Origin of the sequence: Viridibacillus sp. FSL R5-0888, from assembly GCF_038009105.1 — a bacterium.
GTDB lineage: Bacteria > Bacillota > Bacilli > Bacillales_A > Planococcaceae > Viridibacillus > Viridibacillus arenosi.
Genome location: NZ_JBBPAU010000001.1, coordinates 4282415 through 4301788, shown reverse-complemented (window position 1 = coordinate 4301788; position 19374 = coordinate 4282415). Strand labels below are relative to the sequence as shown.

General features: G+C 38.9%; 19 protein-coding genes and 1 other annotated feature. All 19 genes read left to right on the top strand.

Translation table 11 applies throughout. The annotated features are described in order from the left end of the window. The first annotated feature begins 2 nt into the window (after positions 1 to 2). The 19 genes from cysS to fusA all read left to right on the top strand — a co-directional run bounded on the left by cysS (position 3) and on the right by fusA (position 19246). Positions 3 to 1403, top strand: a complete 1401-nt coding sequence (gene cysS / locus MKY02_RS21265; RefSeq protein WP_340711658.1) for a cysteine--tRNA ligase — start codon at positions 3 to 5, stop codon at positions 1401 to 1403. Then, complete coding sequence (locus tag MKY02_RS21260; RefSeq protein WP_038179019.1) at positions 1403 to 1849, top strand: Mini-ribonuclease 3; 447 nt, start codon at positions 1403 to 1405, stop codon at positions 1847 to 1849. The genes cysS and MKY02_RS21260 overlap by 1 nt, the downstream gene beginning before the upstream one ends. Beyond that, a complete protein-coding gene (gene rlmB, locus MKY02_RS21255; protein WP_038179021.1) occupies positions 1827 to 2576 on the top strand; it encodes a 23S rRNA (guanosine(2251)-2'-O)-methyltransferase RlmB in 750 nt (249 codons plus the stop codon). Before MKY02_RS21260 ends, rlmB begins: the two co-directional genes overlap by 23 nt. Before the next feature lie 10 nt (positions 2577 to 2586). Further along, on the top strand, positions 2587 to 3105 hold the full coding sequence (locus tag MKY02_RS21250; RefSeq protein ID WP_038179024.1) for an NYN domain-containing protein: 519 nt from the start codon (positions 2587 to 2589) through the stop codon (positions 3103 to 3105). A gap of 62 nt (positions 3106 to 3167) precedes the next feature. Continuing rightward, the gene (gene sigH / locus MKY02_RS21245; RefSeq protein WP_179078272.1) at positions 3168 to 3812 is read left to right on the top strand and encodes an RNA polymerase sporulation sigma factor SigH; all 645 of its coding nucleotides are present in this window, start codon (positions 3168 to 3170) and stop codon (positions 3810 to 3812) included. Then, a complete protein-coding gene (gene rpmG, locus MKY02_RS22120; RefSeq protein ID WP_370588287.1) occupies positions 3809 to 4048 on the top strand; it encodes a 50S ribosomal protein L33 in 240 nt (79 codons plus the stop codon). The genes sigH and rpmG overlap by 4 nt, the downstream gene beginning before the upstream one ends. A gap of 44 nt (positions 4049 to 4092) precedes the next feature. Continuing rightward, positions 4093 to 4278 (top strand): preprotein translocase subunit SecE, encoded by a 186-nt coding sequence (secE, locus tag MKY02_RS21235; RefSeq protein WP_038179025.1) that lies wholly within the window; start codon positions 4093 to 4095, stop codon positions 4276 to 4278. Between the two features lie 103 nt (positions 4279 to 4381). Then, on the top strand, positions 4382 to 4915 hold the full coding sequence (gene nusG, locus MKY02_RS21230) for a transcription termination/antitermination protein NusG (RefSeq protein WP_038179027.1): 534 nt from the start codon (positions 4382 to 4384) through the stop codon (positions 4913 to 4915). Positions 4916 to 5091: 176 nt separating this feature from the next. Then, positions 5092 to 5517, top strand: a complete 426-nt coding sequence (rplK, locus tag MKY02_RS21225; protein WP_038179029.1) for a 50S ribosomal protein L11 — start codon at positions 5092 to 5094, stop codon at positions 5515 to 5517. 128 nt (positions 5518 to 5645) lie between these two features. Then, positions 5646 to 6347 carry a 50S ribosomal protein L1 gene (rplA, locus tag MKY02_RS21220; protein WP_038179031.1) on the top strand — a complete coding sequence of 234 codons (702 nt, stop codon included), beginning with the start codon at positions 5646 to 5648 and terminating at the stop codon, positions 6345 to 6347. A gap of 47 nt (positions 6348 to 6394) precedes the next feature. Continuing rightward, positions 6395 to 6539, top strand: a sequence feature (ribosomal protein L10 leader region). Between the two features lie 32 nt (positions 6540 to 6571). Beyond that, positions 6572 to 7072 (top strand): 50S ribosomal protein L10, encoded by a 501-nt coding sequence (gene rplJ / locus MKY02_RS21215; protein ID WP_038179033.1) that lies wholly within the window; start codon positions 6572 to 6574, stop codon positions 7070 to 7072. 73 nt (positions 7073 to 7145) lie between these two features. Then, entirely contained in the window at positions 7146 to 7505 is a 360-nt protein-coding gene (rplL, locus tag MKY02_RS21210) for a 50S ribosomal protein L7/L12 (protein WP_038179034.1), read from the top strand. 77 nt (positions 7506 to 7582) lie between these two features. After that, the gene (locus MKY02_RS21205) at positions 7583 to 8182 is read left to right on the top strand and encodes a class I SAM-dependent methyltransferase (protein ID WP_340711657.1); all 600 of its coding nucleotides are present in this window, start codon (positions 7583 to 7585) and stop codon (positions 8180 to 8182) included. A gap of 241 nt (positions 8183 to 8423) precedes the next feature. Next, on the top strand, positions 8424 to 11987 hold the full coding sequence (gene rpoB, locus MKY02_RS21200; RefSeq protein ID WP_179078273.1) for a DNA-directed RNA polymerase subunit beta: 3564 nt from the start codon (positions 8424 to 8426) through the stop codon (positions 11985 to 11987). Positions 11988 to 12117: 130 nt separating this feature from the next. Continuing rightward, complete coding sequence (gene rpoC, locus MKY02_RS21195) at positions 12118 to 15717, top strand: DNA-directed RNA polymerase subunit beta' (protein ID WP_038179047.1); 3600 nt, start codon at positions 12118 to 12120, stop codon at positions 15715 to 15717. A gap of 132 nt (positions 15718 to 15849) precedes the next feature. Further along, positions 15850 to 16098, top strand: coding sequence for a ribosomal L7Ae/L30e/S12e/Gadd45 family protein (locus tag MKY02_RS21190; RefSeq protein ID WP_038179049.1), 249 nt, complete (start codon positions 15850 to 15852; stop codon positions 16096 to 16098). Positions 16099 to 16198: 100 nt separating this feature from the next. Beyond that, a complete protein-coding gene (gene rpsL, locus MKY02_RS21185; RefSeq protein WP_038179051.1) occupies positions 16199 to 16618 on the top strand; it encodes a 30S ribosomal protein S12 in 420 nt (139 codons plus the stop codon). Positions 16619 to 16654: 36 nt separating this feature from the next. After that, complete coding sequence (rpsG, locus tag MKY02_RS21180; protein WP_038179053.1) at positions 16655 to 17125, top strand: 30S ribosomal protein S7; 471 nt, start codon at positions 16655 to 16657, stop codon at positions 17123 to 17125. Positions 17126 to 17167: 42 nt separating this feature from the next. Then, positions 17168 to 19246 carry an elongation factor G gene (fusA, locus tag MKY02_RS21175; protein WP_038179055.1) on the top strand — a complete coding sequence of 693 codons (2079 nt, stop codon included), beginning with the start codon at positions 17168 to 17170 and terminating at the stop codon, positions 19244 to 19246. Positions 19247 to 19374 lie beyond the last annotated feature (128 nt).

The window sequence follows — 19374 nt, the reverse complement described above, 5'->3', positions numbered from 1 at the left end:
CAATGGGTGTTCAAATTTTTAACTCATTAACTCGACAAAAAGAGGATTTCGTACCACTTGAAGAAGGAAAAGTGAAAATGTATGTATGTGGTCCTACTGTTTATAACTACATTCATATCGGGAATTCTCGTCCTGTAATTGTATATGATACAGTGCGCCGTTACTTAACTTATAAAGGTTTTGAAGTTACGTATGTATCAAATTTCACTGATGTAGACGATAAAATTATTAAAGCGGCAAATGAACTTGGTGAAGATGTATCAGATTTAACAAATCGCTTTATTCAAGCTTATTTTGAGGATATTACAGCATTAGGTTGCCAAAAAGCAGATTCACATCCACGTGTTACGGAGCATATGGATCAAATTATTGAATTTATCGCTGTTTTAATTGAAAAAGGTTATGCTTACGAATCTCAAGGGGATGTTTATTATCGTCCGCGTAAATTTGAAGGCTATGGAAAACTTTCTCATCAGTCTGTAGATGATTTGAAAGTTGGTGCCCGCATCGAAACTGGTGACAAAAAAGAAGATGCTTTGGACTTTGCACTTTGGAAAGCCGCTAAACCAAGTGAAATCTTCTGGGAAAGTCCATGGGGCCAAGGTAGACCTGGCTGGCATATTGAATGTTCTGTAATGGTACATGAGCATTTTGGTGATACTATTGACATCCACGCAGGTGGGCAAGATTTAACATTCCCACACCATGAAAACGAAATAGCTCAATCTGAGGCATATACAGGTAAGCAATTTGCGCGTTACTGGATGCATAATGGCTATATTAATATTGACAACGAAAAAATGTCTAAGTCCCTTGGCAACTTCATTCTTGTAAATGATATTCGCAAGCAAATTGACCCTCAAGTTTTAAGGTTCTTTATACTATCAGTACACTATCGCAACCCAATTAACTTTGCGCAAGATTTAGTAGAAGCTGCAGCTGCAGGATTAGAGCGTATCCGTACTTCTTACAACAACTTGCAACATCGACTAACTGCAACAGCTAATTTAGGAGAAGAAAAAGACGAGTGGTTAGCAAATATTGCTGAAGTAAAAGAACAGTTTGAAATTGCTATGGATGATGACTTTAACACTGCGAATGCAATTGCGGCGCTATTTGAGTTATCAGCAACTGCCAATAAATATTTACTTGAACAAAATACGAATGAAGAAGTATTGACGAAATTTGCTGATACTTTACGTACGTTAGCTGATGTGCTCGGAATTGAATTAGACGTAGCAGAAGAACTACTTGATGAAGAGATCGATGCGCTTATTGAAGAACGTATACAAGCGCGTAAGGATCGTAACTTTAAACGTGCTGACGAAATTCGTGATCAACTAAAAGAGATGAATATTATTTTAGAGGATACACGCCAAGGCATTAGATGGAAACGAGGTTAATGGCAGTGGGTGAGCTTCGTAACCAAGATGTCAAACAGTTAAATGCATTGGCGCTGGCGTATATGGGAGATGCTGTACTGGAAATCGCGGTACGTGAGCATCTATTACGCTCTGGACGCGTCAAACCGAATATTCTTCATAAAGAGGCAACGCATTATGTATCTGCAAAGGCTCAGTCAAGTGTTATTCATCGAATGATGGATGAAGAGTTTTTTTCAGAAGAAGAAATGGCAGTCCTAAAACGCGGTCGAAATGCAAAATCTGGTTCGGTACCAAAGAATACCGATGTCCAAACATATCGTTATAGTTCTGCGTATGAAGCTGTAATTGGCAGCTTATATTTAACAGGTCAAATGGATCGGGTAAATGAAATAATTCAATATACAATTGATATCATTGAAGAATCAAAAGGAGTATCAAAGAATGACGGAAGAACAGTCAAATGAGATGATTGCCGGGAAGAACCCGGTATTAGAGGCACTTCGTGCAGCAAGAGAGATGAATAAAATTTGGATTGCAGAAGGTGTTCAGCACGGTAGCTTGACAGAACTTCTTGCATTAGCTAAAGAACAAGGAATTATCGTGCAATTCGTACCGAAGAAAAAATTAGATCAGTTAACAGATGCAAATCACCAAGGGATAGTGGCATCTGTTGCTGCTTATAAATATGCTGAATTAGATGACTTATTTAAATTGGCAGAAAGCCGTGGTGAAGATCCATTTTTCCTTATTCTTGACGAATTAGAAGACCCACATAATTTAGGTTCTATTATGAGAACTGCGGATGCTGTGGGAGCACATGGCATTATCATTCCAAGACGTCGAGCAGTAGGTTTGACTGCTGTTGTAGCGAAAGCATCTACAGGTGCGATAGAACATATTCCAACTGTACGTGTCAATAACCTTTCGCAAACAGTAGATGAGTTGAAAAAACGCGGTGTCTGGATCGCGGGAACAGACGCAAAAGGCTCAGCCGACTATCGTAAAATGGATGCGACTTTGCCACTAGCTGTCATTATCGGCAGTGAAGGAAAAGGTATGAGTCGTTTACTAACAGAAAAATGTGATTTCCTGTATAATTTACCAATGGTTGGTCATGTAACATCGCTAAATGCATCTGTAGCGGCTGCTTTATTGATGTACGAAGTATTGCGTAAACGCCAAGAAGTTTAAGGTGAATGCCATGAATATACTGTTGGTTGATGGTTATAACATTATTGGTGCTTGGGAAGAACTCAGAAAATTAAAAGAGCAAAGGCTAATAGATGCGAGAGACCGACTGGTAGAAATGATGGCAGAGTATAAGGCGTATTCTGGCTGGCGCGTCATTGTTATCTTTGACGCGTATCTCGTGCCGGGAATTGAAACAAAAAACGTGCAGCATGACGTAGAAGTTATTTATACAAGGGCTAAAGAAACTGCGGATGAAAGAATTGAAAAGCTCACTGCTTCTTTAATTAGTAAAAGGGTTCGTATTTATGTAGCGACATCTGATATGACAGAACAAAATGTCATTTTCGGGCATGGGGCATTAAGAAAATCTGCTAGAGAATTAGAAATTGAAATGCAATCTACGCAATCTAAAATCACACAAACCGTAAGAGATATTCAAGTGCAAAAGCCCAGCTCTAAGATACAATTAAGAGATGATATTGCTGCAAAGTTTGAGTTATGGCGAAGAGGAAATAAAATGAATGATTGACTCATATTTTCCAATTCCGTTATACTGTTTTTAACAATGCTAGCGCAATTGGAGTGATACTATTGATTATTAGCGATCATTTACACTTGAAGCAGCAACAACAATATGAGCAATATACCGACGAAGAGCTAGTGGGAATGGTCCATAGTGGTGATAGTGAAGCGTTAGACTTCCTCATTACGAAGTATAAATCATTCGTTCGTATGAAAGTGAAGTCGTATTTTCTCATTGGTGCTGATAAAGAGGATATTGTGCAAGAAGGTATGATTGGACTTTATAAGGCTATTCGCGATTTTAGAGGAGATAAGTTATCTTCTTTCAAAGCATTTGCGGAACTTTGTATTACACGTCAAATCATCACTGCAATAAAAACTGCAACTAGACAAAAGCATATTCCACTTAATTCATACATCTCATTGGACAAACCAATTTTTGATGAAGAATCCCAGCGCACATTAATGGACGTGTTAACGGGTTCAGTTGTCGACGATCCAGAGGAGCTTATCATTCATCGTGAAGAATTTAGCTACATGGAAGAAAAAATTGGCGAAATATTAAGTGATCTCGAACGTCAGGTGTTGGCACTCTATTTAGATGGACAATCTTATCACGAAATTTCTGCTGAATTGAACAGGCATGTGAAGTCGATTGACAATGCCCTACAACGCGTAAAACGGAAATTAGAACGGCATTTAGATATTGAATGATTGCAAGAATGCTAGCTGTAGGCAAGTTGACAGTATTTGTGATAGGTGTTAGTCTTTATAAGGACAAATGCCGAAAAGGTGATAAAATGGCAAAAAAAGTCGTGCTTAGCTGTGAAAAGTGTGGTTCAAGAAACTATTCACTTCCTGCATCTAAAGACAGTGCAACTGCAAGGATGGAACTGAAAAAATATTGTTCTCACTGTAATGAACATACATTACATAAACAAACTAGATAATACGATTCGCTTTGTATATATGATTTTATTCGGGGGTTAGTTAGATGGGTAAGATTAGTAACTTTTTCCGCGGTGTTATGTCGGAAATGCAAAAAACAAGCTGGCCTAAGCGTAAAGAACTTACGAAATACACAATTGTTGTTATTTCAACTTTACTTTTCATGGCTGCATTTTTCATGTTAGTAGACTTAGGTATTTCTAAATTATTCCGCATGTATTTGGATTTATGATTGAATTAATGTTAATATTTTTGAAATGGCCCGTGAATGATCTGTAACGGGTTTTTTCATTTGCCTTTAGCGAAGGAGGGAAGGACGAGTAGTCCTATCTATTATGGAAAAAAATTGGTATGTAGTTCATACTTACTCTGGTTATGAAAATAAAGTTAAAGCAAACCTAGAAAAACGTGTTGAAACAATGGGTATGCAAGATAAAATTTTCCGCGTTATCATTCCTGAACAACAAGAGACGGAAGTTAAAGATGGCCGCAAAAAAGAATATATGCGTAAAACATTCCCTGGTTATGTACTAGTGGAATTAATCATGACAGACGATGCATGGTACGTAGTGCGTAATACACCAGGTGTTACTGGGTTTATTGGTTCATCAGGCGGTGGAGTAAAACCTACACCATTATTACCTGAAGAAGTTGAATTCATCCTTAAACAAATGGGTATGCAAGAAAAATCACTTGAAATCGATTTCTCTATTGGCGATTTAGTTGAAGTGTTAGAAGGACCGTTTGCTCATTTCCAAGGTAAGGTCGAAGAGATTGTTGCTGATAAAGGAAAAGTCAAAGTAACTATTGATATGTTCGGTCGTGAAACTAAAATGGAATTAGACTACGATCAAGTGTTAAAAGTATAATTGACAATTATACTTGCCTTAGAATGTTAAAAGTGATATTATTTCTAAGGTCAGACTGTCAATTTATTATGGACTGGCATTTTTATTTTTAATGTTATCGGAATAAGCCGACAGACAGATATTGAGTGGGAGGGGCAACCCAATTACCACATCACGGACTTAAGGAGGTGTGTCTCGTGGCTAAAAAAGTTATTAAAGTTGTAAAACTTCAAATCCCAGCTGGTAAAGCAAACCCAGCGCCACCGGTAGGTCCTGCATTAGGTCAAGCAGGTGTTAACATCATGGGGTTCTGTAAAGAATTCAACGCTCGTACTGCGGACCAAGCAGGTTTAATCATTCCAGTAGAGATTTCTGTATTTGAAGATCGTTCATTCACTTTCATTACAAAAACTCCGCCGGCAGCAGTTTTACTTAAAGTAGCAGCTGGTATCCAATCAGGATCAGGTGAACCTAACCGTAAAAAAGTAGCTACAGTGAAACGCGATAAAGTTCGCGAAATTGCTGAAACTAAAATGCCAGACCTTAACGCTGCAACAGTTGAAGCAGCTATGTTAATGGTTGAAGGTACTGCACGTAGCATGGGTATTGTTATCGAAGACTAATCCCATTACTTGATAGAAGTATTGTTTTTGAGGGTTGCGAATGTTTCTAATAGTGATATTTGAAACTCGCAGCCTTTATTCGTGGGAGGTTTATTCCGCTACAACCACAATCAAGGAGGAAATTTATAATGGCTAAAAAAGGTAAAAAACTGCAAGATGCAGTTAAATTAGTAGACCGTACTCAAGTGTATTCTGTACAAGAAGCAGTTGAATTGGCTAAAAAAACAAGCACTGTTAACTTTGACGCAACTGTTGAAGTAGCATTTAACTTAAATATCGATACACGTAAAAATGACCAACAAATCCGTGGAGCAGTAGTACTTCCAAACGGAACTGGTAAAACTCAACGCGTATTAGTTTTCGCTAAAGGCGAAAAACTTAAAGAAGCTGAAGCAGCTGGTGCAGACTTTGCTGGTGATGCTGAATATATCGCTAAAATCCAACAAGGATGGTTTGACTTCGATGTAATCGTTGCAACTCCTGATATGATGGGTGAAGTTGGTAAATTAGGTCGCGTATTAGGACCAAAAGGCTTAATGCCAAACCCTAAAACTGGAACAGTTACTTTCGACGTTGCTAAAGCAATCGCTGAAATCAAAGCTGGTAAAGTTGAATACCGTGCTGACAAAGCTGGTATCGTTCACGCTCCAATCGGTAAAGCTTCATTCGAAGCTGATAAATTAGCTGAAAACTTATCAACTCTTGTTGATGTAATTATTAAAGCTAAACCTGCTGCAGCTAAAGGTACTTACATGAAATCAGTACACGTAACAACTACAATGGGACCATCAATCAAAGTTGATGCTTCTACTTCAGTTGCTGCGAAATAATTTTTGATTGACAAATGACATCGTATTTTGGTATGATGTACAACGTTGTGAATCATCCATTTGTACCGTAGACCGTAGGGGCAAGTAATTGCTTAATTATCCTACCGAGGACAAAGGAACTCAGACTCTTATTTAAGATGATGACTTTCCGCCTCTTTGTCTACATAGACAGGAGGCTTTTCTTTTGTTGGTATAAATGACCCATTCTTATAGGAGGTGTCAAGATGAACAAAGCAGTTGAAGCTAAACAAGCTGTCGTTCAAGAAATTGCTGACAAGTTCAAAAGCGCTGCATCCGTAGTGGTTGTTGACTATCGTGGCCTTTCTGTTGCTCAAGTAACAGAACTACGTAAACAATTACGCGAAGCTGGTGTTGAATTTAAAGTATACAAAAATACTTTAGTACGCCGTGCTACTGTAGAAGTTGAACAAGAAGAACTTAATGAATTCCTTACAGGTCCAAACGCAATCGCATTCTCAACTGAAGATGTAATTGCTCCTGCTAAAATCATTAACGACTTTGCAAAAGCTAACGAACAACTTGAAATCAAAGCTGGTCTTATCGAAGGTACATTTGCATCTGCTGAAGATGTTAAAGCATTGGCAGAACTTCCATCACGCGAAGGTCTACTTTCTATGCTATTATCTGTGCTTCAAGCACCAGTACGCAATTTCGCTCTTGCAACAAAAGCTGTTGCAGAACAAAAAGAAGAGCAAGGCGCTTAATTTTAAGCGTAGCTTAATCTTCTCGGCATAATATGCCAAACAAAACTAATATTCCGTATAGGAGGAAATTATAATGAACAATGAACAAATCTTAGAAGCTATCAAAGCTATGACAGTTCTTGAATTAAACGATTTAGTAAAAGCAATCGAAGACGAATTCGGTGTTACTGCTGCTGCTCCTGTAGCTGCTGCTGGTGCTGCTGCTGGTGCAGTAGAAGAAAAAACTGAATTTGATGTAGTTCTTGCTTCTGCAGGCGAATCAAAAATTAAAGTAATCAAAGTGGTACGTGAAATCACTGGTCTTGGCTTAAAAGAAGCTAAAGAAGTAGTAGATAACGCTCCTAAAGCTATTAAAGAAGGCGTTTCTGCAGCTGACGCTGAAGAAATCAAAGCTAAACTTGAAGAAGTTGGCGCTAGCGTAGAAGTTAAATAATTTCTACTTTCTATTTGAAAAAAGCTCGTCAATTATGACGAGCTTTTTCTTCATTTTACGTGATGGAGGGCATTTTCTTGTCAGAACATTATTATTCGAAAAAACCTCAAGTCGGAAGTAATCCGAGTAAATGGAAATTCACTCTTAGGGGATTTTCTTTTATATTTGAAACAGATGCAGGGGTTTTTAGTAAAAGCGAAGTAGATTTTGGCTCCCGTGTGTTAATTGATAGTTTTGAAATGCCTAATGTTGAAGGGTGTATTTTGGATGTGGGCTGTGGCTACGGTCCGATCGGCTTGTCTATTGCAAAAAGTTATCCTGAACGGGTCATTCATATGATGGATGTTAACGAACGTGCGGTTTCATTAGCGGAGAAAAACGCTGAGGTAAACGGGGTACAAAATGTGCAGGTTTTTGAGAGCGATGGACTTTCCGCTGTTCAAGAAGAACAAGTCGCTGTCGTAATGACAAATCCTCCGATTCGCGCGGGAAAAGATACAATTTTCCGTTTTTATGATCAAGCTTTTGAAAAACTTGTGGATAACGGTGAGTTGTGGATAGTTATTCAGAAGAAGCAAGGTGCACCATCGACAATAGCGCACTTGGAAGAGAAATTTACTGAAGTAACAGTGGTAGAGAGGAAAAAAGGCTATTGGATTATCAAGGCGAAAAAATAATCTGTTAAAGTTTATAGATTGACTTGACAAATTAGCTGTGATATTATAATAAAATGCAAAAATATTAATTTGAATACGTCTGTCCTTTTGTATAAAAACTATATCAATATGGTTAGACTTTTCAAAGTTATGTTTGGTTAATCGAAAATGAGCTCTTTAACGAACTCGTTTTCTTTTTGTCTTTCGATATCATACACCATTTGTATGATTTCGCAAAGACCTATTATCGCTTTATTGAGGGGTGAATGAGTTGACAGGTCAACTAGTTCAGTACGGACAACACCGCCAGCGTAGAAGCTTTGCGCGTATTAATGAGGTGCTGGAACTTCCGAATCTAATTGAGATTCAAACCGCATCTAACGAGTGGTTTCTTGAAGAAGGTTTACGTGAAATGTTCCGCGATATTTCACCGATTGAAGACTTTACAGGGAATCTTTCACTTGAATTCGTCGACTACAGTCTCGGAGAACCGAAATATGATGTCGATGAATGTAAAGAACGCGATGTTACTTACGCTGCACCATTACGTGTAAAAGTACGTTTGCACAACAAAGAAACAGACGAAGTGAAAGAACAGGAAGTATTTATGGGTGATTTCCCACTAATGACTGAAACTGGCACTTTCGTTATCAACGGCGCAGAACGCGTTATCGTTTCACAATTAGTTAGATCACCAAGTGTATACTATCACGATAAAACAGATAAAAACGGTAAAAAAGGCTTCGGCGCAACAGTTATTCCTAACCGTGGAGCATGGTTAGAGTACGAAACAGACGCAAAAGATGTTGTCTATGTTCGTATCGACCGTACACGTAAATTACCTGTAACAGTACTTTTACGTGCATTAGGTTTTGCTTCAGACCAAGAAATCATCGAGCTTATCGGTGATAATGAATATTTACGTAATACATTAGAAAAAGATAACACTGAAAGTACTGAGAAAGCGTTGTTAGAAATTTATGAACGTCTACGCCCAGGTGAACCACCTACAGTAGAAAGCGCTAAAAATCTCTTGTACTCACGTTTCTTTGACCCAAAACGCTATGATTTAGCTAATGTTGGTCGTTATAAAATGAACAAAAAGCTTGATATTAAAAATCGCTTATTCAATCAAACAGTGGCAGAAACACTAGTTGATCCTGAAACAGGGGAAATTTTAGTTGAAGCTGGAACTTTAATCGATCGTCGTGTACTAGATCGCTTAATTCCACATTTAGAAAAGGGCATTGGTTTCCAAACGATGTCTAAAGTTGCAGGCGTTTTAGAGGGCGACGTTTTAATTCAAGAAATTAAAATCTATGCACCTAATGACGAAGCGCAAAAAGAAATTAAAGTAATCAGTAATGCGTACGTAGAAGAAGAAGTGAAACATATCACTCCTGCTGACGTAATTGCATCTGTATCTTACTTCTTCAACTTACTATATGGTGTTGGTAACACAGATGATATAGATCATTTAGGTAATCGTCGCTTACGTTCTGTAGGTGAATTATTACAAAATCAATTCCGTATCGGTTTATCTCGTATGGAACGTGTTGTACGTGAACGTATGTCGATTAACGATACACAATCTATTGTTCCACAACAATTAATCAATATTCGTCCAGTAATTGCTTCTATCAAGGAATTCTTTGGTAGTTCCCAATTATCTCAATTCATGGACCAAACAAACCCGTTAGCTGAATTAACGCACAAACGTCGTCTATCAGCTTTAGGACCTGGTGGTTTAACTCGTGAACGTGCTGGTTTCGAAGTACGTGACGTTCACTACTCGCACTATGGTCGTATGTGTCCAATTGAGACTCCTGAGGGTCCGAACATTGGTTTAATAAACTCACTTTCAAGTTTCGCGAAAGTGAATAAATTTGGCTTCATCGAAACACCTTACCGTCGCGTTGATCCTGAAACAAGCCGAGTTACTGGCCATATCGATTATTTAACTGCAGACGAAGAAGACAACTACGTAGTAGCACAAGCGAATTCAATCTTAAATCCAGATGGTTCATTTGCTAAAGAAGAAGTTGTAGGTCGTTTCCGTGGGGATAACACTATATTCAAACGTGAAAACGTTGACTACATGGACGTATCACCAAAACAAGTTGTTTCTGCTGCGACAGCATGTATTCCTTTCTTAGAAAACGATGACTCTAACCGTGCTCTAATGGGAGCGAACATGCAACGTCAAGCTGTTCCATTATTAAATCCAGAAGCGCCATTCGTTGGTACTGGTATGGAACACGTAGATGCACGTGATTCTGGTGCTGCAGTAGTTGCAAAATACCCAGGTATTGTTGAACATGTTGAAGCTCGCTCTATTCACATCCGTCGTATTGAAGAAATCGACGGTAAAGAAGTAAAAGGCGACTTAACTAAATATAAATTACAGAAATTCATTCGTTCTAACCAAGGTACAAGTTATAACCAACGTCCAATTGTTAAAGTTGGCGACCGCGTAAATCCACGTGATATTCTTGCTGATGGTCCTTCAATGGAATGTGGCGAGCTAGCACTTGGCCGTAACGTAGTAGTTGGCTTCATGACTTGGAACGGTTATAACTATGAAGATGCTGTAATCATGAGTGAACGTCTTGTTAAAGATGACGTATATACATCTGTTCATATTGAAGAATATGAATCAGAAGCTCGTGATACTAAATTAGGACCTGAAGAAATCACTCGTGATATTCCGAATGTTGGTGAAGAAGCATTACGCAATCTTGACGAACGTGGAATTATCCGTATTGGTGCTGAAGTTCATGACGGAGATATCCTTGTAGGTAAAGTAACTCCTAAAGGTGTAACTGAATTGACAGCTGAAGAACGCTTATTACATGCAATCTTCGGTGAAAAAGCACGTGAAGTACGTGATACATCACTACGTGTTCCTCATGGTGCAGGCGGTATTGTTCTTGATGTTAAAGTCTTCAATCGTGAAGATGGCGACGAATTACCTCCAGGCGTTAACCAACTTGTACGCGCATATATCGTTCAAAAACGTAAAATTCGCGTAGGGGATAAAATGGCCGGACGTCACGGTAACAAGGGTGTAATTTCTCGTATTCTTCCAGAAGAAGATATGCCATTCCTTCCAGACGGCACACCAATTGATATCATGTTAAACCCACTTGGTGTACCATCACGTATGAACATCGGTCAAGTATTAGAGCTACATTTAGGTATGGCAGCTCGCTATTTAGGCGTTCACATGGCAACACCAGTATTTGATGGTGCCAACGAAGAAGATGTTTGGGAAACAATGGAAGAAGCGGGTATGAACCGCGATGGTAAAACAATTCTTTATGATGGACGTTCAGGTGAACCTTTTGATAACCGAGTTTCTGTTGGTGTCATGTACATGATCAAACTTGCTCACATGGTTGATGATAAACTTCACGCACGTTCAACAGGACCATACTCATTAGTAACGCAACAACCATTGGGTGGTAAAGCTCAATTCGGTGGACAACGTTTCGGTGAGATGGAAGTTTGGGCTCTTGAGGCTTATGGCGCTGCTTATACTCTTCAAGAAATCTTGACAGTTAAATCCGATGACGTTGTAGGTCGTGTGAAAACATACGAAGCAATTGTTAAAGGTGAAAGTGTTCCAGAACCAGGCGTACCTGAATCATTTAAAGTATTAATTAAAGAACTTCAAAGTTTAGGTTTAGATGTGAAAATGCTAACAATTGACGACGAAGAAATTGAGCTTCGTGACATGGATGAAGATGAAGACCTTCAACCAGCAGACGCGCTTAATATCTTACCGAGCGCTGATGAAGAAGCACCAGTAGGATCTGTTGAATAATTGTAAATAACAAATAATTGAATGGCGGGCAGGTCCATTAGGGCTTGTCCAGCTTTCCAATTATCATTAAATCAATCGTCGAGCTAAGAATAAAGTCGAAAAGACTTCATACTAAAGGGAGGTAGGCTCCTTGATAGACGTTAATAATTTTGAGTATATGAAAATTGGTTTAGCTTCACCTGATAAAATCCGCTCATGGTCTTATGGAGAAGTAAAAAAACCAGAAACTATTAACTATCGTACACTCAAACCAGAAAAAGATGGTTTGTTCTGTGAACGAATTTTCGGACCTACAAAGGACTGGGAATGTCACTGCGGTAAGTACAAACGTGTACGCTATAAAGGTGTAGTTTGTGATCGTTGTGGAGTTGAAGTAACACGTGCAAAAGTACGTCGTGAGCGCATGGGTCATATTGAATTAGCTGCTCCAGTCTCACACATTTGGTATTTCAAAGGAATTCCAAGCCGTATGGGGCTTATTTTAGATATGTCTCCACGTGCATTAGAAGAAGTAATCTACTTCGCTTCTTATGTTGTAGTAGAGCCTGGCGATACTGCACTTGAGAAAAAACAATTGCTTTCAGAAAAAGAATATCGCGCGTATCGTGAAAAATACGGCAATACATTCCAAGCTGCAATGGGCGCTGAAGCAATTAAACGTCTTTTACAAGAAATCGATCTTGATAAAGAAACAGAATCTTTAAAAGAAGAACTTAAAACTGCACAAGGTCAACGCCGTACTCGTGCAATTAAACGTTTAGAAGTTGTTGAGTCATTCCGTCATTCTGGTAACCGTCCAGATTGGATGATTTTAGACGTACTACCTGTTATTCCACCAGAGCTTCGTCCAATGGTGCAATTAGATGGTGGCCGTTTTGCAACAAGTGACTTGAATGACTTATATCGTCGAGTTATTAACCGTAACAACCGTTTAAAACGTCTTCTTGATCTTGGAGCACCTGGTATTATCGTTCAAAACGAAAAACGTATGCTTCAAGAAGCGGTAGATGCTTTAATCGATAATGGTCGTCGTGGCCGTCCAGTAACTGGTCCAGGTAACCGTCCATTAAAATCTCTTTCTCATATGTTAAAAGGTAAACAAGGTCGTTTCCGTCAAAACTTACTTGGTAAACGTGTTGACTATTCAGGTCGTTCTGTAATCGTTGTAGGACCTAGCTTGAAAATGTATCAATGCGGTTTACCGAAAGAAATGGCAATCGAATTGTTTAAACCTTTCGTTATGAAAGAACTTGTTGAGCGCGGTCTTGCGCACAATATTAAATCGGCAAAACGTAAAATTGAACGTATGCACTACGAAGTATGGGATGTTTTAGAAGACATCATCCGTGAACACCCAGTATTACTTAACCGTGCACCGACTCTTCACAGACTTGGTATTCAAGCTTTCGAACCGACTTTAGTTGAAGGGAAAGCAATCCGTCTGCACCCATTAGTATGTACAGCATATAACGCTGACTTTGATGGTGACCAAATGGCGGTCCATGTTCCTCTATCAGCAGAAGCACAAGCGGAAGCACGTTTATTAATGCTTGCAGCTCAAAATATCTTGAACCCTAAAGATGGTAAGCCAGTTGTTACACCATCTCAAGATATGGTACTAGGTAACTACTATCTAACTCTTGAACGTAAAGGGGCTCGAGGCGAAGGCGCTGTATTCTATGGTCCTGAAGAATTAATGGTTGCTTATGAAAACCATGAAGTCCACTTGCATACACGTATCGCTATTAAAGCTTCATCATTGAATAATCAAACATTTACGGAAGAACAAAATAGCAAGTTGTTATTAACTTCAGTTGGTAAGGTAATATTTAATGAAATTTTACCGGAATCATTCCCGTACATTAATGAACCAACGATTACTAACTTGCAAGTTGAAACACCAGCTAAATATTTTGTTCCTACAAATACTGATGTTAAAAAATATTTATCAGAAGTTGATCCAGTTAAACCATTTACGAAGAGCTATTTAGGTAAAGTTATTGCTGAAGTATTTGCTAACTTCCACATTACTGAAACTTCTAAAATGCTTGACCGTCTTAAAGATCTTGGATTCAAATATGCAACTAGAGCTGGTATTACAATCGGGATCTCAGATATCCTAGTATTACCAGACAAACAAGAGATTCTTGAAGAAGCTCAAGAAAAAGTTGATAAAGTATTGAAACAGTTCCGTCGTGGTTTAATTACAGAAGAAGAACGTTACGATCGTGTAATCTCTTATTGGAGTGCAGCGAAAGACGTAATCCAAGAGAAACTTATGAAGTCATTAGATAGCTTTAACCCTATCTTCATGATGAGTGACTCTGGTGCCCGTGGTAATGCATCTAACTTTACTCAACTTGCTGGTATGCGTGGTCTGATGGCCAATCCAGCTGGTCGTATTATCGAACTTCCAATCAAGTCTTCATTCCGTGAAGGTTTAACAGTATTGGAATACTTCATCTCTACACATGGTGCTCGTAAAGGTCTTACCGATACAGCACTTAAAACGGCCGATTCAGGTTACCTTACTCGTCGTCTAGTTGACGTAGCACAAGATGTTATTGTACGCGAAGATGACTGTGGTACTGACCGTGGTTTAACAATAGGTTCATTAAAAGAGGGTACAGAAGTAATCGAAGCTCTTGAAGAACGTATTCTTGGCCGTTATGTTAAGAAAACAATTCGTCATCCAGAAACAAATGAAGTTATGGTTGAAAGAAATGCATTAGTAACACCAGAACTAGCTCGTAAAGTAATTGAAGCAGGAATTGAAGAAGTAACAATCCGCTCAGCATTTACATGTAACACTAAACATGGTGTATGTAAAAAATGTTACGGCATGAACTTAGCGACTGGTGATAAAGTTGAAGTCGGCGAAGCAGTTGGTATTATCGCAGCTCAATCTATCGGTGAGCCAGGTACACAGTTAACAATGCGTACTTTCCATACAGGTGGGGTAGCAAGTAGCGATATTACACAAGGTCTTCCACGTATCCAAGAGATTTTCGAAGCGCGTAACCCTAAAGGTCAAGCGGTTATTACGGAAATCGCAGGTACTGTAGTTGACATTGACGAAATTCGTGAAGGTCAAAAAGAAATTACAATTCAAGGTACAGTAGAAACTCGTAAATATTTGGCTCCGTACAATGGTCGTATTATAGTACAAGTTAACGATCAAGTTCACCACGGACAAACGCTTACTGAAGGTTCTATCGATCCAAAAGAATTGATTAAAGTAACTGATGTAGCAACAGTTCAAGAATACTTATTGAAAGAAGTTCAAAAAGTATATCGTATGCAAGGTGTAGAAATTGGAGACAAACATATCGAAGTAATGGTTCGCCAAATGCTTCGTAAAGTGCGTGTAATTGAAGCTGGTGAAACAGATGTTCTTCCAGGCTCGTTACTTGATATTCACCAATTCTCTGAAGCCAATGCAGAGGCGTTGTTAAATGGGAAACTTCCAGCAACATGTCGTCCTCTTATCCTTGGTATCACTAAAGCTTCTCTTGAAACTGAATCATTCTTATCTGCAGCATCATTCCAAGAAACAACTCGTGTGTTAACGGATGCAGCTATTAAAGGTAAGCGTGATGAACTTCTAGGACTGAAAGAAAATGTAATCCTAGGTAAACTTGTTCCTGCTGGTACAGGTATGCAACGTTATCGCCAAATCAAAATTGAGGACAGCGAAATTGAAGATGCTGAACCAGCGTTTGCTGATTAATAAAATGATCCGGGAAGAAGCGTTTTTCGCTTCTTCTCGGAATTTTTATGATTTTAATTGACAATAAATACTTTGAATGATAATATATTTTAGGTTGATAGTTGATTGTCTATCATTTCGGAGGATATGCAAATGTCTTATGAAAAAGTCAAAAAGGCTAAAAAAACAATCATCGGTACTAAGCAAGCAGTAAAAGCAATATATACTGGTCATGTTACTGAAATTTTCGTTGCTCTAAATGCAGATGATCGAATTACCACGCATGCGGTGCAATTAGCACAAAAAAATGGTATTCCCATTGTATTTGTAGACTCGAAAAAAGAACTTGGTAGAGCCTGCGGAATTCAAGTAGGTGCTGCAGTTGTTGCAATTACTGAATGATGGTTTTTGTGTATGATACACAAAGACTTTGTTTTTTACCTAAAAATGAACCACCTGGATGTGTGGATTTAAACTGAAGATATGAAGGGAGGAAAAACCGATGCCTACAATTAACCAATTAGTACGTAAGCCTCGCCAATCCAAAAGTAAGAAATCAAACTCACCTGCGTTAAACAAAAGTTATAACAGCTTCCAAAAAGCTCTAACTGATGTTAACTCACCACAAAAACGCGGTGTTTGTACACGTGTTGGTACAATGACACCTAAAAAACCTAACTCAGCGTTACGTAAATACGCTCGTGTACGTTTAACAAACCAAATTGAGGTTAACGCTTATATTCCTGGTGAAGGCCACAACTTACAAGAACACAGTGTTGTACTTATTCGTGGAGGTCGTGTAAAAGATTTACCAGGTGTACGTTATCACATCGTTCGTGGTGCGCTTGATACTGCTGCAGTATCTGGCCGTATGCAATCTCGTTCTCTATATGGTGCTAAAAGACCAAAAGAAAAAAAATAAATAAAATTCAAGCTCTAATCGAAAGGAGGAAAACACATGCCTCGTAAAGGTCCTGTTTCCAAACGTGACGTGTTACCAGATCCAATTTATAATTCAAAACTAGTAACTCGTTTAATTAATAAAATGATGGTAGATGGTAAAAGAGGTACTTCTCAAAAGATTTTATACGGTGCGTTCGAATTAGTTAAAGAACGTTCTGGTAACAATCCAATTGAAGTATTTGAAGCTGCATTAAACAACGTAATGCCAGTTCTTGAAGTTCGTGCTCGCCGTGTAGGTGGTACTAACTATCAAGTACCAGTAGAAGTACGTCCAGAACGTCGTACAACTCTTGGTCTTCGTTACCTAGTAAACTACTCTCGTCTTCGTGGCGAAAAAACTATGGAAGAACGTCTAGCTAACGAAATTTTAGATGCTTCTAACAACACTGGTGCGTCAGTTAAAAAACGTGAAGATATGCACAAAATGGCAGAAGCAAATAAAGCATTTGCTCACTACCGTTGGTAATATAAAATCGGCTTAACCCCAATATGGAAGGAGAAATTTCCTATGAAACGCGAATTCTCACTTGAGAATACTCGTAATATTGGGATCATGGCTCACATTGATGCTGGTAAAACAACAACAACTGAGCGTATCCTTTATTACACTGGTAAGATTCACAAAATCGGTGAAACTCATGAAGGTGCTTCTCAAATGGACTGGATGGAGCAAGAGCAAGAACGTGGTATTACAATCACTTCTGCAGCAACAACAGCCCAATGGGAAGGCCACCGTGTAAATATCATCGATACTCCTGGACACGTAGACTTCACTGTAGAAGTAGAACGTTCATTACGCGTACTTGACGGTGCTGTAACAGTACTTGATGCTCAATCTGGTGTTGAGCCTCAAACTGAAACTGTTTGGCGTCAAGCTACAACATATGGTGTTCCACGTATTGTATTCATTAACAAAATGGATAAAACAGGAGCGGATTTCTTATATTCTGTAGGAACTCTTCATGAGCGTTTACAAGCAAACGCTCACCCTGTTCAATTACCAATCGGCGCTGAAGATCAGTTCTCTGCTATCATCGACTTAGTTGAAATGAAAGCTACTTTCTACGGCGACGAAAAAGGTACAGCAGTAACTGAAGGAGAAATTCCTGAAGAACACCGCGAACTAGCTGAAGAATACCGTGAGAAATTAATCGATGCTGTTGCAAGTGTTGATGAAGAAATCATGGAAAAATATTTAGAAGGCGAAGAAATTACTGTTGCTGAACTTAAAGCGGCTATCCGTCGTGCTACGATCGCAGTAGAATTTTACCCAGTAATCTGTGGTACAGCATTCAAACACAAAGGCGTACGCCCTATGTTAAATGCAGTTATCGATTACTTACCATCTCCATTAGATGTACCAGCAATCAAAGGTACAGATATTGATGGTGACGTGGAATTAGAACGTCATCCTTCTGATGAAGAGCCATTCTCAGCTCTTGCATTCAAAGTTATGACTGACCCATTCGTAGGTAAATTAACTTTCTTCCGTGTGTACTCTGGAACATTAGATTCAGGTTCATACGTACAAAACTCTTCTAAAGGTAAACGTGAACGCGTAGGTCGTATCCTACAAATGCACGCTAACTCTCGTGAAGAAATCTCTAAAGTGTATGCTGGGGACATCGCAGCAGCAGTAGGTCTTAAAGATACTACTACTGGTGATACTCTATGTGACGAGAAAAACCTAGTTATTCTTGAATCAATGGAATTCCCTGAGCCAGTAATCTCACTTTCTGTAGAACCAAAATCTAAAGCAGACCAAGATAAAATGGGTCAAGCTTTACAAAAACTACAAGAAGAAGATCCAACTTTCCGTGCTCACACTGACACTGAAACTGGTCAAACAATCATCTCTGGTATGGGTGAGCTTCACCTTGATATCTTAGTTGACCGTATGCGCCGTGAATTCAAAGTAGAAGCTAACGTAGGTGCTCCAATGGTATCTTACCGTGAAACATTCCGTGGCTCTGCAAAAGTTCAAGGTAAATTCACTCGCCAATCTGGTGGTCGTGGACAATACGGAGATGTTACGATTGAGTTCTCTCCAAATGAAGAAGGTAAAGGCTTTGAATTCGAAAACGCTATCGTTGGTGGTGTAGTACCTCGTGAATACATTCCTGCAGTAGAACAGGGTCTTCGTGACTCTCTTGACCGCGGTGTAGTTGCTGGATACCCACTAATCGACATTAAAGCGAAATTAGTATTCGGTTCTTACCATGACGTTGACTCGAATGAGATGGCGTTCAAAATTGCTGCATCTATGGCTCTTAAAGAAGCTGCGAAACAATGTAACGCTGTTATCTTAGAACCAATGATGAAAGTTGAAGTTGTAATTCCAGAAGAATATCTTGGTGATATCATGGGTAACATTACTGCTCGTCGCGGACGCGTTGAGGGTATGGATGCTCGCGGTAACTCTCAAGTAGTTCGTGCAATGGTTCCACTATCTGAAATGTTCGGATATGCTACAACTTTACGTTCTGGTACACAAGGTCGCGGTGTATTCTCTATGACATTTGATCATTATGAAGAAGTGCCAAAATCAATTGCTGCCGAAATCATCAAAAAAAATAAAGGTGAATAATTTCTAAGTTGAATTTTCACTCTAATTAAAGTATAAATAACTTGTATGCTATATATGGAAGAGGATAGGGCCCTATTCTCTGAAATATATGACTATAAAACTAAAATTATAAACATTATTGAGGAGGC